The sequence below is a fragment of the Hoeflea sp. 108 genome (assembly GCF_000372965.1).
Taxonomy (GTDB): Bacteria; Pseudomonadota; Alphaproteobacteria; order Rhizobiales; family Rhizobiaceae; genus Aminobacter.
The window spans coordinates 3,430,461-3,444,843 of the sequence record NZ_KB890024.1 but is presented as its reverse complement, the minus strand read 5'-3'; the positions used below and the strand labels follow the sequence as shown (position 1 = coordinate 3,444,843).

The window sequence follows — 14,383 nt, the reverse complement described above, 5'->3', positions numbered from 1 at the left end:
GCCTCATGGCATCAGTGGCGTCTGCATCATCTGCAAATGCAGATGCGAGCCGTCATAAGGATTGGCCTCGCACACCGCCTCGTCGAGCTCGACGCCGAGGCCGGGTTCCTTCGACGGAATGACGTTGCCGTCCTGCCATTCGATCTTCTTCTTCAGCAGCCTGGCGTGGAAGCCGTCCCACTGCTTGAGCGATTCCAGGATGAGGAAGTTGGGCAGGGTGACGGCGAGCTGGATGTTGGCGGCGCCGACGATCGGGCCGCAATAGCAGTGGGGCGCAATCTGGATGTGGTAGGCCTCGGCCATGGCGGCGATCTTCTTGGTTTCGAGGATGCCGCCGGAGCGGCCGAGATCCGGCTGGAGGATGGTGGCCGCCCGGTTTTCGATAACGCGGGCGAACTCGAATTTGGTCGTCAGCCGCTCGCCGGTCGCAATCGGGATCGAGGTGCCGCGTGCGACCTCGGCCATGACCTCCGGCATGTCAGGCGGCACCGGCTCCTCGAACCACAGGGGATCGTAGGGCTCTATGGCGCGCGCCATGCGCAGCGCGCCGGAGGCGGTGAACTGGCCATGCGTGCCGAACAATATGTCGGCGCGGGTGCCGACCGCCTCGCGGATCGCCTTGACCATGCGGGCCGACAAATCGATGTCGACGAGCCGGGGCTGGTGGCCGTCGAAGGCGGTGTAGGGGCCGGCCGGGTCGAGCTTCACGGCGGTGAAACCCTGGTCGATATAGAGGGCGGCGCATTCGGCCGCCATGTCGGGATCGTTGTAGACGTTTTTCGGCGCGACGTCCTCGGTGTGGACGCTGCCGGTGTGGGGGTAGAGATAGGTGTAGCTGCGCAGCGTCTCGTGCACCTGGCCGCCGAGCAGCTTGTAGACCGGCTTGCCGGCCTCCTTGCCGATGATGTCCCAGCAGGCCATCTCCAGCGCCGAGAAGCAGCCCATGGCCGAGACGTCGGGGCGCTGGGTGAAGCCGGAGGAATAGCAGCGGCGGAACAGGTTCTCGAGGTCGTGCGGATCCTGTCCGACAAGATAGCGCTCGGCCATGTCCTCGATCATCCGCGCCGTCACATGGGCGGAGAAGGTGGCGTTGTAGGCCTCGCCGTAGCCGACGACGCCGCCGTCGGTTGTGAGCCTGACAAAGATGAAATACTTGCCGCCGATGCCGGGCGGCGGGTTGTTGACCACGAAGGTCTTGACGTCGGTGATCTTCATCGGTGGTCCTCCCGGTCGCGTGAAATCCTGGGCCTTAGACGCTGGCCCTCATCCGTCTGCAGCGTGAGTTCTCAAGGCTATTCACCCCGCATCCTCCAGCACCAGTTCGGCGCCCTTCCAGCCGGTCATGATCGAGGCGGCATTGGTGTTGCCGGTGATGTTGTCGGGGAAGATCGAGGCATCGATGACGCGCAGGCCGGAAATGCCGTGGACGCGCAGGCGCGGATCGACCACCGAGGTCGCCGGGTCCGGGCCCATGCGGCAGGTCGACACCGGATGGTAGACGGTGCCCGAGCGCTTGCGGAAATCCTGAATCAAGTCGGCGTCGGAAGCGATTGACGGACCTGGCAAAACCTCTTCCGCGATGATGTCCGCGATGGGCGACTGCGCGGCGAGCCTGCGCAGGAACTTGACCGCGTCGAGCATCTCGGCGACGTCGCTGTTGGTGGAAAACGCATTGGGCGTGATGCGCGGGTGGACGGTCGGATCGGCGGAGCGGATCATGATCTCGCCGCGGCTCGACGGGCGGCAATTGGACAGGCCGATGGAAAAGCCGGGGAAGGGATCGGGCGTCAGGATCGGGCGCTCGCCGGCCTTGGGCAGCACGGTGGAGAACACCTGGAAATAGAGCTGCATGTTGGGGCGGGCGCGGCTCATGTCGGTGCAGAAGAAGCCGCCGCCCTGGTTCATGCTCATCGACAGCGGGCCGGAGCGGAGCAACAGATATTGCATGCCGGCCAGCGCCTTGCCCCACCAGGGACGCAGGAGCTGGTTGAGCGTCGGCACCTTGGCCTTCCAGGTGTAGTTGATGCCCTGATGGTCCTGAAGGTTGCGGCCGACATGTTCGTTGGCGTGCAACACGTCAATGCCGAGATCGCCGCGCAGGGCCGCGGGGCCGATGCCCGAGAGCTGCAAGAGCTGGGGCGTGTTGATCGAACCGCCAGACAGGATCACCTCGCGGCCGGCGCGGGCGGTCTTCGTCACGCCATTCTGCAGATATTCGACGCCGACGGCGCGCTTGCCCTCGAACAGCACTTTCGTCACCAGCGCATTCGTCTCGACGCGGACATTGGGACGCTTCATCGCCGGGCGCAGGAAGGCGCGCGCCGCCGACATGCGGCGACCGTCCCTGGTGGTGATTTGATAAATGCCCGCACCCTCCTGGGCCTCGCCGTTAAAGTCCTGATTCAACGGCAGGCCGGCTGCCTGGGCTGCGGCCAGGAAGCGGTGGGTCAGCGGGTGAACGTTCTTGCGGTTGTCGGTGACATGCACCGGTCCGCCCGTGCCGCGCAGGTCGGTCGCGCCTGCCTGGTTGTCCTCGATCGCCTTGAAGGCGGGCAAAAGGTCGTCGAACCCCCAGCCGGGATTGCCGGCGTCGCGCCAGGCGTCGAAATCCTCAGGCGCCCCCCGGATCCACACCATTGCGTTGATCGAACTCGACCCGCCCAGGATTTTCCCGCGCGGCCAATGATCCCGGTTGCCGGCAAGGCCCGGGTCGGCCTCGGCGGCGTAGTTCCAGTTCACTTCAGGGTCGAAGAAGGTCTTGCCGTAGCCGAGCGGCATCTGGACGAAGAAGCGGCGGTCGGTGCCCCCGGCCTCCAGCACCAGCACCGAGAAGCGTCCGCTGGCCGACAGCCGCTCGGCCACCACCGAACCGGCGGACCCTGAGCCGACTATGATGAAATCGAACGTCTGCATGCTGGTTGCGGCCTGTCGGAATTCCACGATGCGGCCAGACTATCGCCTCGGCAAAAGGCTTCGGCGTCGGTTACGGCATGGCCTGTGAAAAATACGACCGGGCAATGCCAGATATGCGGCGTTGACGCGGCTGCGGCAGCAAAGATACGGGTGAGGACGGGAACGATTCAGGGGGAAGACGATGGTCCACTATGCCGATGGCCAGCCGCGCGGCGAACTCACGCTGAGGACGCTTGCCATGCCGGCCGACGCCAATGCCGCCGGCGACATCTTCGGCGGCTGGGTCATGGCGCAGATGGATCTTGCCTGCGGCATCCGCGCCGCCGAGCGCGCCCGCGGCCGCGTGGTGACGGCGGCGGTCAAGGAAATGGCCTTTGCCAAGCCGATGAAGATCGGCGACACGCTGTGCATCTACACCCATGTCGAGCGCGTCGGCCGCACCTCGATGACGCTCAAGGTCGAGGCCTGGGCGCAGCGTTATCTCTCCGACATGATGGAAAAGGTGACCGACGCCGATTTCGTCATGGTCGCGCTCGACACGCAGGGCCGGCCGAAGCCGGTGCCGGCGGAGTAAGTTTCAGCCCGCTGGTCGGGCACAGGCCGAAGCAAGCAGTTCGTCCAGCTTTTCCGGGAATGGCTGGCCGGGTTCATGTGCAAACTCGAAGATATCGGTCCTGCCCTCATATATTCGGTAGAGTTCGTATGTGTCGTCGAACACCTCTACCGATATCTGAGGTGAGCCGTCCCACCCGAGCAGGAGCGTTGGCCAATATCCCGGGCCGACATGCCCAGGCGGCGCCAGGCGCGCGCTCGTATGCTCGATGAAATCTTCGGCATTTCTGATCGTCTGCGGCGAGAATTCGCGCTCCTGCGACGACAGCAGCAGGCCCACGGCCTCTACGACTTCGGTCCAGTCCGGGCGCATCGAAATCCGGTCTACCCCGTCACCGCATCGAACTTCGTCCGCGCCTCGGCGACGCGACGCTGGTTGAGGCGGGCCCATTCGCCGAGCGCAAAGACCGGAACCAGAAGCTCGCGACCGAGATCGGTCAGCTCGTAGTCGACGCGCGGCGGGATCGTCGGGAACACGGTACGGGTGATGAAGCCGTCACGCTCCAGCCCGCGCAGCGTCGTGGTCAGCATCTTCTGCGAAATGCCGCCGATGGCGTGACGAAGCTCGTTGAAGCGCATCGGGCCGTCGCCGAGCTTGCCGACGACGAGCACGGTCCATTTGTCGCCGACACGCTGCAGGATATCGCTGACGGCGCGACAGTCTTCGGTGCGGTGCGGGTGCCTCGGTTTCAAAAAGGTGCCTCCTTGTGCAGGCGTTTCTCGGTCACCAATATAGTGTCAGTATCGAACAGATACCAATTCCGCCCGAGATACCGAGTAACCTACAGAGAGGTTCCTGCCATGTCCAAGCCCAAGATCGCCATCGTCGTCGGCTCGACGCGCGCCGCCCGCTTCGCCGACGTGCCCGTGGAGTGGTTCGCCAAGATCGCCAAGGCCCATTCCGACATCGAGGTCGAGATCGTCGATCTCAGAGATTTCCCGCTGCCGTTCTTCGACGAGGTCGCGTCCTCGGCGTGGGCGCCGTCCCAGAACGAAGTCGCCCAGCGCTGGCAGAAGAAGGTCGCCGAATTCGACGGCTTCGTCTTCACCGCCGCCGAATACAATCACGGCCCGACCGCCGTGCTCAAGAACGCGCTCGATTACGCCGCCAGGGAATGGAACAAGAAGCCGGCAGGTTTCATCGGCTATGGCGGCGTCGGTGGCGCGCGTGCCGTCGAGCAGTTGCGCATGCATGCCGTCGAGCTGCAGATGGCGCCGACCAAGGCTGCCGTTCACATCGTCTGGGCCGATTTCCTGGCCGTGCGCCAGGGCGAAAAGAAGCTGTCGGATTTCGAGCATCTCAACCAGTCCGCCAATGCGCTGGTCGATGAGATCGCGTGGTGGGCGAGGGCGCTCAAGATCGCGCGTGAGGCCGACGTGCTTGCCGAAGAAGCCAAGGCTGCCTGAGCAGCAATCCCAGGTTCCTCCCCCAAGGTTCCTTCCAAGAAAAAAGGGGTGGCGCGAGCCACCCCTTTTTCTTTTGTCCATTTGGGTTCGAGTGAATTGGCCCTCACCCGCCAGGTGAGGGCTGTTCGATAAATCGCGTCAGCGTGCCGGTTCGCGCTGCGCGCCGGGCAGGCGGGCGGCCAGCACCTTGTCGATACGGCGGCCGTCGAGGTCAACGACCTCGAAACGCCAGCCCTGCGCATCGACGCATTCGCCGGTCGAAGGCAGGTGATGCATGTGCGACAGCACGTAACCGGCAACCGTTTCGTAGTCGCGGTTTTCGGGCAGGTCGATGCCGAGCAGGTCGGCCATCTCGTCGGCCTGCATGTAGCCGGCGAGCAGCCATGAGCCGTCCTCGCGCTGGACGGCGAATTCTTCCTCGTCCTCGTCGAGGTCGGAGCGGAAGACGCCGGTGATGGCTTCCAATATGTCGGCGGGCGTGACGATGCCTTCGAAATGGCCGTATTCGTCATGGACCAGCGCCATCGGCACGTCGGACTGCTTGAGGGTTGCAAGCACGTCGAGCGCATCGGCCTGGTCGTGGACGATGGGAGCCGGGCGGATGTGCTGGCGCGGGTCGAACGGACGGCCGGCGAGCAGGGCCGCCAGCAGTTCGCGGGTCTGGAGCACGCCGACCATGGCGTCGTCGGAGCCTTCGCCGGCCGGCAGGCGCGAATGCTGGGTTTCCATGAGAAGCTTGCGGACGGCCGCCTCGTCGGCCTGAAGGTTGATCCAGTCGACATCGGTGCGCGGGGTCATGACGGCGCGCACGGCGCGGTCGCCGAGACGCATGACGCCGGCGATCATGCGGCGCTCATCCGATTCGATGGTGCCGTGATGCTCGGCCTCCGCGACCAGCATCTTGATCTCCTCGTCGGTGACCTTTTCCTCGCTCTCGCCGCGCTGGCCGAGCAGCCAGAGGACGGCGCGGCCGGAGATGTCGAGCAGCCAGACGACTGGCAGCGCCACCTTGGCGAGCAGCGACATGGCAGGGGCGACGCGGGATGCGACGCCTTCGGGGTCGCGCAGCGCGATCTGCTTGGGCACGAGCTCGCCGATGATCAGCGAGGCATAGGTGATGACGGCGACGACGATGCCGACGCCGAGCGCGTTGGCGGCACCGACACTCATGCCGACACCGGCGAGATAGGCGGCGAGACGCTCGCCGAGGGTGGCGCCGGAGAAGGCGCCAGACAGCACGCCGACAAGCGTGATGCCGATCTGCACCGACGACAGGAACTTGCCTGGGTTGGAGCCGAGTTCGAGAGCGCGCGCCGCACCACTGACATTGCGGTCAATCATGGCCTTGAGGCGCGCGGGACGGGAAGAGACGATGGCAAGTTCGGACATTGCCAGAAGGCCGTTCACACAGATGAGGACGACCACGATACCGATTTCAGCGTAAAGCATAGCCGCCGCTCAATAGCATCTCGACTGCCGTTTCGGAAAGGTGGTCGCTGAAACTCTTTCGAAAGCCGCCACCGTGCCGCCGCTACTTGGCCTCGACCAGCACGGCCATGACGATCTTGCCGTCGGTGTAATAGGGGTTGCCCTGGGCATTGCGGCTCGCTGCGATGAAGCCGACGCCTGCTTCGGCCCTAGTGGATTGCAGGCAACCGACGGCATCGAGGCTGGCGATCACATAGTTGCGGGCGGCATCCAGGTCGGCTGCGATGCCATGGCTCTCGCTGCCGCCGAAATCGGAGTGTTCGTCGAGGGTGGCGCTTCCGTACCAGGTGGGGCGGCGTCCGTCGCCGCTGGCGAAGCTGTGCCAGAGACGCAGGCGATGGCGCTCCTTGCGACCGGCATCCGCCATGCGCTCGAACGCCATATCCTCTGTTTTGCCGTTCAGCAGCAGGATGCCCGATGGCAGGTTGTCTTCCTCGAAGTCGGGCAGGGAGGACGGGTTGTTTTCGTCGGCAAAGACGGGGCTCTTCTTGTCGGCCGGGCTCCAGCCGGCGGTCGCCATGGCGCTGACCACGTCGTGTTCGCTGCCGACCAGCCCGACATTTATTGGCTCGCCGTCGGCGCCGTCAGGCGTTTGCGTGATGTAGGATCCGGGCTCGAGCGCGCCGTCGAGCAGGCGCGACGACCAGAAGGCCGATGTCATGACATAGGCGAGCAGGAGGTATGTCGCGCAGATGGCGACGAACCAATAGGTCGCCTGTCGAAACAGATTTCCTCGTGCCATTTGACGCCGTCGCTCGCCAAACCGAACCAAGAATAAGCACAGACTAAAGAAATAGGCAATTGAACGTGTACAGGCTGATGAAAACGACTACCGGTTGCTTTTCCTCACATCAGCGGCAGGCGCGATAGCCGTTGCGGCGCTGCTTGATGTCGAAGTGGAAGTGGTTGCGGTGATCGTAGTTGTAGCCGGGACCGAGCACCGTGTTGAAGTAGCTGCAGCCATCGGCGCGGATGGTGTTGAGGAAGCCGCGGGTGCGGAAGGCGAACAGGCCGGGCTTTTCGACGTCGATGTCGCGGCCACTGTTGAGCTCGATGCGCATGATGTCGAGCGCATTGCCCTTGCCATGCTCCGACAGCGTGCGGGTGCCGGCGATCTTGCGGCACGAATAGCTCGAGCCCTGGTGAATGGTCTTCACGCCCGAGAAGTAGCGCAGGCGGGCGGCGGGAACGAGGTCGCGCTTGGTCCAGGCGGCGAAGCTGGCCGCCATCTGGCAGGTCACGGTTGCCGCCGGCTTCATCTGCACCGAGCCGATGGCCGAAACCTTCACCGGATAGTCGATGCCGCAGGTCGGGCCGTCCTGGATCGACGGCAGGTCCTGGTATTGCACGCCGAGCTTCTTCAGATCGGAACGGCAGTCGACCTCGTCGGCCGGCATCACCGCAGGCACGCGCTGCGGCACCGTCCGCTGCAGCGTCGAGGGATCCTCGGGCTTGGGATAGGCGACCATATAGGGATTGGACGGCACCAGCGTCTGCATGCCGCGGCCCTGGGCCGGGGCGAGCGAGGCGGTCTGCACCGGCTGGGGCATCTGCGGCTCGATCTGGCCGAGCTGTTCGGCCTGGGCGTCGAGTGTCGGCTCGATCGGGGCGGAAGCCATCGTCTGCGGCCCGGGCACCATGATCGGCGCGGGTTCCGCCTGCTGCGCGATTGCGGCACGGGGCAGGGAGGCCGTCTGCGAACCGACATCGACAGCCGGCTGCAGTGCGAAGACGTCACCCGTGGTGCAGGCGCTGACGCCAAGGCCCGTGGCTGCGAGCGCAGCGGCAAGCCACAGCAGCCGCTGGCGCGGCAGGCTGGCTGGTTTGGCTGTGATTTTGGCGCGCGAATGTGCGGCCATGCGCAGGCTCCTGTCCCTTAACGGAACGAGCCTAGCCGTTAACCGTAAAGGAAAGGTCAGCGCCGGGATTCATGGCTGCGGCGGAAATGCGGCCGAGGCCGGCTATTGGCAAAACGTGCCGCCGTTCCTGCGTGGCGCCAGGTCGAAATGGAAATGCCGTGAATGATCGGCGTCGCTGCCGGGGCCGAGCACCGTCTTGAACGGACCGCAGGCGGCCTTGCGGACAGCGGCGAGAAATTTCGCCTCGGCTTGCGGCGGGGCCGGTTCGACCTCGATCTCCTTGCCCTTGGACAGCCTGAAGCCCGAGATGTCGAGGGCATTGCCGAAGGCATGCTCGGACAGCTTTCTTGTGCCGTTGCGCGGCCGGCAGACATAGCCGGAGGCCTGGTTGATCGACGCCAGCTCGTCGCCAAACTCCGCCTTCGCCGCCGGTGCGATCACATCGGCGGCGAATCGCACCGAGGCCTCGGCAGTGGCGCAGTTGACCACTGCGTCGGGCTCGAGGTCGACCGAGCGCGACAGGCGCTTGAGCTTGAGCGGAAAGGGCAGCGCACAGCCGTCGGCGGCACTTTGCGCCGGGCTTTCGTCGAACTCGGCGCCGAGCAGCTTCAGGCGCGCCCGGCAGGCCGTCTCCTCAGCGGGCATGGTGGCAGGTCTTTGCGCATGGGAGCGGGCGTCGGGCAGCATTTGCGGGGCGGGCGGGCCGAACATCTCGCCTGGCGCGGCCTGTGGCGCGCTTCGGCCGTCCGGGCGCGGCTGCGGTATCGGGATCGCGGCCTGCTCGGCGGGGCGTTCGTCCGGAATCGGGCGCGGCGTGTCGGCCAGCGGCGACAGCTGGGGTATCGGCGCCTGTTCCGGCAGATCGGGCTGCCTGGCCGATGCCTGAAGTGACGAGGCGGCCAGAAGGGCAGGGACAAGAAGCAGGAATGCAGTGTGGCGCGGGTCCAAAGGCATCGCCGTCAACGGTCGATGCCATCGGCGGTTGCGATTTCGGGCGCTGTCGAGGCATCACTTTCGGTGACGCCGGTGTCACCGAAACGCCTGAGGCCATACGGTCAGGCGCCCAGCACCTCGAGCCCTTCCTCGAGCCAGTCGCCCAGCATGGGCATGCCGAGCAGGTATTTCGCGGTGCGGCGGTTGCCGCGTTGGCGGGCTTCGGCCACGGCATCCTGCCATTCGGACGCGTCGTAGTCGCCGCGTCCGACCCAGGCGAGCGCCACCAGTTCGGCGGCTTCATCGACGTTGAGGTCGCCGATCAGTTCGCGCAGCTCGCGGGCGGTGAGGTCTTCGGCCTCTTCCTCGGCAAGCCCGTCGTGGTGATGGTTGTCCCTGGCGTCGCCGTCGAACTCGACTTCGTGCTCGGCGCCATCCTCATAGTCTTCGTTGACGCCAGCACTGATCGCCTTGGCCTTGAGAATGAACAGGCGAACCGTGTCCGGGCCGATGGACAGGTCCCAATCCTTGTCACGCCGTTGCTGCACGATCGCGCTCCGGTCCTGCACCTTGGGCGTCGGCTCGAAAACCGGGATCGATTTTCGCAACGCATGGTGCATAGGTCTAAAATCCTGGAGCATCCTTGGTGTCCGTCCGGACGCAGAGCACTCCAGGCCAAGCCTCCCGCCCTGATGATACCGCATTTGGCGGCGACGTCATCAACTCGTTGTTTCGGCAGCCCGCTTCCGGTTGACATGACGCCGCGTCGGGCTGAAAGAAAGCCGAATTCCCCTCCCTCCATACACGGTTTCCCGCCATGGCAATGCTCCTGTCGCCGAAGATACTTCCGGTGCTGATGCTGATCGCATCCAACGTGTTCATGACTTTTGCCTGGTACGGGCACCTCAAGTTCAAGGCGGCGCCCCTTTACGCCGCCGTCATCTTCAGCTGGCTGATCGCCTTCTTCGAGTACTGGCTGGCGGTTCCGGCCAACCGCATCGGCCACGAGGTCTATTCGGCCGCCGAGCTCAAGACGATGCAGGAGGTGATCACGCTCACCGTCTTCGTCATCTTCTCGGTCTTCTATCTCAAGGAAGGCATTACCTGGAACCACGCGCTCGGCTTCATGCTGATCGGTGGCGGGGCCGCGCTCATCTTTCGCGGCTGATGCCGGACGAAATGCCGCCGCCCATGCGTTGACCTCGCCGAGGGGACGCAATGGTGGAGGTTAAGCCATGCAAACCCGATATCTCAAACTCCTGGCAAGCGTGCTCGTTTCATTGCCGCTGTTTGCGGCTCCGGTGCTTTCGTCCGGTGGCGGCGGAGGGGGCGGAGGTGGCGGTGGTGGAGGCGGCGGCATGTCCGGTGGCGGCATGTCCGGCAGCGGCGGCGGCAGCGGCAGTGGCAGTGGCGGCACCCAGATCAAGTGCCGTCCCGGTCTCATCTACAGCATCAGAAGCAAGAAGTGCGAGCATGCCAAGGCGGGCATGATCGATGACGAAAGCCTTTTCCTGGCGGGTCGTGCGCTGGCCATGGACGGCAAATATGACGATGCCATCAAGGTGCTGACGCTTGCTGCCGACAAGACCGACGCGCGTATCCTGAATTATCTCGGCTATTCGCACCGCAAGGCCGGGCGAATGCTTGTCGGCCTGGGCTACTACCAGGAGGCGATCCGCAACGACCCCAACTACATGCCTGTGCGGGAATATCTCGGCGAAGCGCACCTGACCTTCGGCGACATAGCGGGCGCCCGGGCGCAGCTTACCGAAATTGCCAGTCGCTGCGGCACGAGCTGCCGCGAGTATGGCTTCTTGTCGGAGCAGATCCACGGCTACGTCAAAAGCTAGGCAGCTATCCGGTGCGGCCTTTCGCTGCCGGGCCCGAAGGGCCGCCGGACGTTCGGTGTTTTCAGCGCTCGGCCGGATGAAACATCGCCTGAAATGCGTTAGCTTCCGTATGGGCAATCTCAGGAGGTGGCAATGCAGTCCCGATATCTGATGCTTGTGGCCGGTGCCGTGGTGGCGCTGCCATTGTTTGGGGCGCCGCTGTTTGCGGCGGGCGATGGCGGCAGCTCTGAACAGCAGCCCAAATGTACCGGTGGGCAGATCTACAACGGCAAGACCAAGAAATGCGAAGCGCCCAAGGCGGGCATGATCGACGACGACAGCATCTACAAGGCCGGCCGGGCGCTGGCCATGGACGGCAAATATGACGATGCCATCAAGGTGCTGACGCTTGCCGCCGACAAGACGGACCCGCGTATCCTGAACTACCTCGGCTACTCGCATCGCAAGGCCGGCCGCGTGCTCGTCGGCCTCGGTTATTACCAGGAAGCGCTGCGCAACAATCCGGACTACACGCTGGTGCGCGAATATATGGGCGAGGCCCATCTGATGCTTGGCGACGTCGCTGCCGCACGCGTGCAGCTGGCCGAGATCGAAAAGCGCTGCGGCAAGGGGTGCCGCGAATACGGCATGCTCGAAGAGCAGATCGAGAGCTATTTGAGGGGGTAAGCGAATAGTGAGTGGTGAGTAGTGAGGGGGCGGCGCTGGCTGCGACCGCTCTACTCACTATTGCCTGTTCACTCCCTTGCCGCTCGCAAATCCGGCCTCCCGACACTATCTGATAGCCATCACCAACAAGGGAGAAGCCGCATGACGACCGAGCAGGCAATTCTGGCTGGCGGGTGTTTCTGGGGAATGCAGGATCTGATCCGGCGTCTTCCCGGCGTCGTTTCCACGCGCGTCGGCTATTCCGGCGGCGATGTGCGGAATGCGACCTACCGCAACCATGGCAGCCATGCCGAGGCCATCGAAATTGTCTTCGACACGTCGAAGACGGATTTCCGCAACATCCTGGAGTTCTTCTTCCAGATCCACGACCCGACGACCCTGAACCGGCAGGGCAACGACCGCGGAACGAGCTATCGCTCGGCGATCTTCTACACCTCCGATGCGCAGAAGGAGGTTGCCGAGGAGACGATCAAGGACGTCGATGCGTCGGGCTTGTGGCCGGGCAAGGTGGTGACCGAACTGGCCGCCGCCGGCGACTTCTGGGAAGCCGAACCGGAGCATCAGGACTATCTCGAGCGCTATCCGCATGGCTACACCTGCCATTTCGTCCGCCCAGGCTGGAAGCTGCCGCGCCGGTCGAGCGCTGCCTGACAGCGCTGCCTGGTATCGGCGTGGCCGTGCAGCCGCGTCGCCATCTGGCCACCGCATAGGCAAGGGGATCGGGCCAACGCCCGGTCCCTTTTTGTTGCTGGACGGATTGTTCCTAATCTGCCCTCGACAGCCGGATCACTGTCCCGTCATCCTCGTCCGTCAGCAGCCAGATCGCACCATCGGGTGCCTCGACCACGTCGCGGATGCGGCCGAAGCTGTCCTGCAGCATCCGTTCCTCCGACAGGATCTTTCCGCTCGCGTCGCGGTGCAGGCGGACCAGCATCTGGTACTTCAGCGCGCCCACGAGAAGGTCGCCCTGCCATTCGGGAAACATCTTGCCCCGGTAGCTGACCAGTCCTGACGGCGCGATCGAGGGGTCCCAGTAGTAGAGCGGCTGCTCGTAGCCGGGGGCGGCCGTTCCGATGCCGATCTTGGTGCCGTCGTAATCGGTGCCGTAGGTGATGATCGGCCAGCCATAATTCTTGCCGGCTTCGGGGTGGTTGATCTCGTCGCCACCCTTGGCGCCGTGCTCGACCGTCACCAGCCCGCCCATGACGGGGTCGAGCGACGCGCCCTGGATGTTGCGGTGGCCCTTGGACCAGATCTCAGGCGCCATCTTCCTGCCGTCGGGCGAGGGGTTGTCGGAGGGAATCGATCCATCTGTTTTGATGCGCACGACGGCGCCTGCGGCGTCGTGCATGTCCTGTGAGCGCATGCGCTGGCCGAGGTCGCCTGTCGTGATGAACAGCGTGCCGTCGTCATTGACGATGATGCGCGCGCCAAAATGGACCCGTGCTTGGGACTTCTTGTCGGTTGCGAAGATGACCTTGAGGTCCTCGAGGCGCGGGGCAGAGCCGTCACGCACCAGCCTGGCGCGAGCCACCGTCGTGCCGATGCCACCGGGCCCGGCTTCCGAATAGGCGAAGAAGATCGTGCCGGATGTCTCGAAGTCCCTTGAAACAGCGATGTCGAGCAGCCCGCCTTCGCCGCCGACGGCAACCTTGGGCACCCCGGCGACGGGCTTGGACAGGCCGGAATCGGTGAGGATGCGGATACGGCCGGGGCGTTCGGTGACGATGGCCCCGCCGCCGGGCAGGAAGGCGAGGCCCCAGGGATGCTCGAGGCTGTCTGTGACGACGTCGGCACGCAGCCTGACCTTGTCGGTGGCAAAGCTCAGGCTCTCGGCCTGTGCGCCCTGCAAGGACAGCGTCAATGTCATGGCAAGCAGTGAAGTCCTGAAAATCATCGCCCGTCAGTTTCCGTTGCGTCGTTGCCGGCATTGCAACGCGCCGAAGCCCTGCAAATCCAATCACAAGGGGGTGACCGCAAGCGTCTCCTCAGGCGGCTTGCCAACAGGCCGATGGCAGCCGCGTCATTTTTTGACGTGAATTCTGCTGGAGTATTGCTATATTGAGGGGACATCGATGTGAGACGGTTCCGTTGGCGAGGCCACCGGACCGTTTTCTTTTTTGTGCCTCGCGGCAGCAAAGTGCGCGGGGCAAAGGCCAGGAGAGGTCGACTATGAACAAGGTTCCGATGACGGCGGGTGGATTCGTCGCGCTGAAGGAAGAGCTGCGCTGGCGCCAGCAGGAAGAACGTCCGCGCATCATCGAGGCCATTGCCGAGGCTCGCTCGCATGGCGACCTTTCGGAAAACGCCGAATATCACGCGGCCAAGGAATCGCAGAGCCTCAACGAGGGACGTGTCAACGAACTCGAGGACCTGATCGCGCGCGCCGAGGTGATCGACGTCACCAAGCTCAATGGCGACAAGATCAAGTTCGGCGCCACGGTCGTTCTGGTCGACGAGGACACCGAAGAAGAGAAGACCTACCAGATCGTCGGCGACCAGGAAGCCGATGTGAAGCTCGGCCGTATCTCGATCTCGTCGCCGATCGCGCGTGCGCTGATCGGCAAGGAAGTGGGCGACGCCATCGAGGTCAACGCGCCGGGCGGCGCACGCGGCTACGAGATCGTCCAGGTCCAGTTCATCTGAGGCGAGGCA

At 64.4% G+C, this 14,383-nt stretch carries 17 protein-coding genes; 7 read left to right on the top strand and 10 right to left on the bottom strand.

Features of this window, described 5'->3' with window-relative positions:
- Positions 1–3: 3 nt before the first annotated feature.
- Both B015_RS0117135 and B015_RS0117130 read right to left on the bottom strand, forming a co-directional pair.
- Positions 4–1,215, bottom strand: coding sequence for a mandelate racemase/muconate lactonizing enzyme family protein (locus B015_RS0117135; protein ID WP_018428954.1), 1,212 nt, complete (start codon positions 1,213–1,215; stop codon positions 4–6).
- An 81-nt stretch (positions 1,216–1,296) separates the two neighbouring features.
- The gene (locus B015_RS0117130; RefSeq protein ID WP_018428953.1) at positions 1,297–2,913 is read right to left on the bottom strand and encodes a GMC family oxidoreductase N-terminal domain-containing protein; all 1,617 of its coding nucleotides are present in this window, start codon (positions 2,911–2,913) and stop codon (positions 1,297–1,299) included.
- A gap of 181 nt (positions 2,914–3,094) precedes the next feature.
- Here B015_RS0117130 and B015_RS0117125 point away from each other — a divergent pair, with 181 nt between their 5' ends.
- A complete protein-coding gene (locus B015_RS0117125) occupies positions 3,095–3,487 on the top strand; it encodes an acyl-CoA thioesterase (protein ID WP_018428952.1) in 393 nt (130 codons plus the stop codon).
- A 3-nt stretch (positions 3,488–3,490) separates the two neighbouring features.
- Here B015_RS0117125 and B015_RS0117120 read toward each other — a convergent pair whose 3' ends face one another.
- Positions 3,491–3,805: a hypothetical protein gene (locus tag B015_RS0117120; RefSeq protein WP_157632774.1), complete on the bottom strand. Its 315-nt coding sequence runs from the start codon at positions 3,803–3,805 to the stop codon at positions 3,491–3,493.
- 44 nt (positions 3,806–3,849) lie between these two features.
- Positions 3,850–4,218, bottom strand: coding sequence for a helix-turn-helix domain-containing protein (locus B015_RS0117115; protein ID WP_018428950.1), 369 nt, complete (start codon positions 4,216–4,218; stop codon positions 3,850–3,852).
- 108 nt (positions 4,219–4,326) lie between these two features.
- Between B015_RS0117115 and B015_RS0117110 the strand changes: the two genes are divergently transcribed.
- On the top strand, positions 4,327–4,932 hold the full coding sequence (locus B015_RS0117110; protein ID WP_018428949.1) for an NADPH-dependent FMN reductase: 606 nt from the start codon (positions 4,327–4,329) through the stop codon (positions 4,930–4,932).
- 138 nt (positions 4,933–5,070) lie between these two features.
- Here the strand turns inward: B015_RS0117110 and B015_RS0117105 are convergent, their stop codons facing one another.
- The 5 genes from B015_RS0117105 to B015_RS0117085 all read right to left on the bottom strand — a co-directional run bounded on the left by B015_RS0117105 (position 5,071) and on the right by B015_RS0117085 (position 9,760).
- Positions 5,071–6,381: a hemolysin family protein gene (locus tag B015_RS0117105; RefSeq protein ID WP_018428948.1), complete on the bottom strand. Its 1,311-nt coding sequence runs from the start codon at positions 6,379–6,381 to the stop codon at positions 5,071–5,073.
- An 82-nt stretch (positions 6,382–6,463) separates the two neighbouring features.
- On the bottom strand, positions 6,464–7,162 hold the full coding sequence (locus B015_RS31140) for an LssY C-terminal domain-containing protein (RefSeq protein ID WP_018428947.1): 699 nt from the start codon (positions 7,160–7,162) through the stop codon (positions 6,464–6,466).
- Positions 7,163–7,271: 109 nt separating this feature from the next.
- On the bottom strand, positions 7,272–8,279 hold the full coding sequence (locus B015_RS0117095; protein ID WP_018428946.1) for an extensin family protein: 1,008 nt from the start codon (positions 8,277–8,279) through the stop codon (positions 7,272–7,274).
- A 102-nt stretch (positions 8,280–8,381) separates the two neighbouring features.
- On the bottom strand, positions 8,382–9,227 hold the full coding sequence (locus B015_RS0117090; protein ID WP_245262208.1) for an extensin family protein: 846 nt from the start codon (positions 9,225–9,227) through the stop codon (positions 8,382–8,384).
- A gap of 107 nt (positions 9,228–9,334) precedes the next feature.
- Positions 9,335–9,760, bottom strand: a complete 426-nt coding sequence (locus tag B015_RS0117085) for a DUF3775 domain-containing protein (protein ID WP_026227394.1) — start codon at positions 9,758–9,760, stop codon at positions 9,335–9,337.
- A gap of 269 nt (positions 9,761–10,029) precedes the next feature.
- Here B015_RS0117085 and B015_RS0117080 point away from each other — a divergent pair, with 269 nt between their 5' ends.
- The 4 genes from B015_RS0117080 to msrA all read left to right on the top strand — a co-directional run bounded on the left by B015_RS0117080 (position 10,030) and on the right by msrA (position 12,379).
- Positions 10,030–10,380 (top strand): DMT family protein, encoded by a 351-nt coding sequence (locus B015_RS0117080; RefSeq protein WP_018428943.1) that lies wholly within the window; start codon positions 10,030–10,032, stop codon positions 10,378–10,380.
- 67 nt (positions 10,381–10,447) lie between these two features.
- Positions 10,448–11,062 carry a tetratricopeptide repeat protein gene (locus B015_RS0117075; protein ID WP_018428942.1) on the top strand — a complete coding sequence of 205 codons (615 nt, stop codon included), beginning with the start codon at positions 10,448–10,450 and terminating at the stop codon, positions 11,060–11,062.
- 132 nt (positions 11,063–11,194) lie between these two features.
- On the top strand, positions 11,195–11,728 hold the full coding sequence (locus B015_RS0117070) for a tetratricopeptide repeat protein (RefSeq protein WP_018428941.1): 534 nt from the start codon (positions 11,195–11,197) through the stop codon (positions 11,726–11,728).
- A 141-nt stretch (positions 11,729–11,869) separates the two neighbouring features.
- Positions 11,870–12,379, top strand: coding sequence for a peptide-methionine (S)-S-oxide reductase MsrA (gene msrA, locus B015_RS0117065; RefSeq protein ID WP_026227393.1), 510 nt, complete (start codon positions 11,870–11,872; stop codon positions 12,377–12,379).
- Between the two features lie 112 nt (positions 12,380–12,491).
- On the opposite strand, the gene B015_RS0117060 is transcribed toward msrA, so the two are convergent.
- Entirely contained in the window at positions 12,492–13,625 is a 1,134-nt protein-coding gene (locus B015_RS0117060) for a PQQ-dependent sugar dehydrogenase (RefSeq protein ID WP_018428939.1), read from the bottom strand.
- Positions 13,626–13,900: 275 nt separating this feature from the next.
- Here B015_RS0117060 and greA point away from each other — a divergent pair, with 275 nt between their 5' ends.
- The gene (gene greA / locus B015_RS0117055; protein ID WP_018428938.1) at positions 13,901–14,374 is read left to right on the top strand and encodes a transcription elongation factor GreA; all 474 of its coding nucleotides are present in this window, start codon (positions 13,901–13,903) and stop codon (positions 14,372–14,374) included.
- Positions 14,375–14,383: the final 9 nt, after the last annotated feature.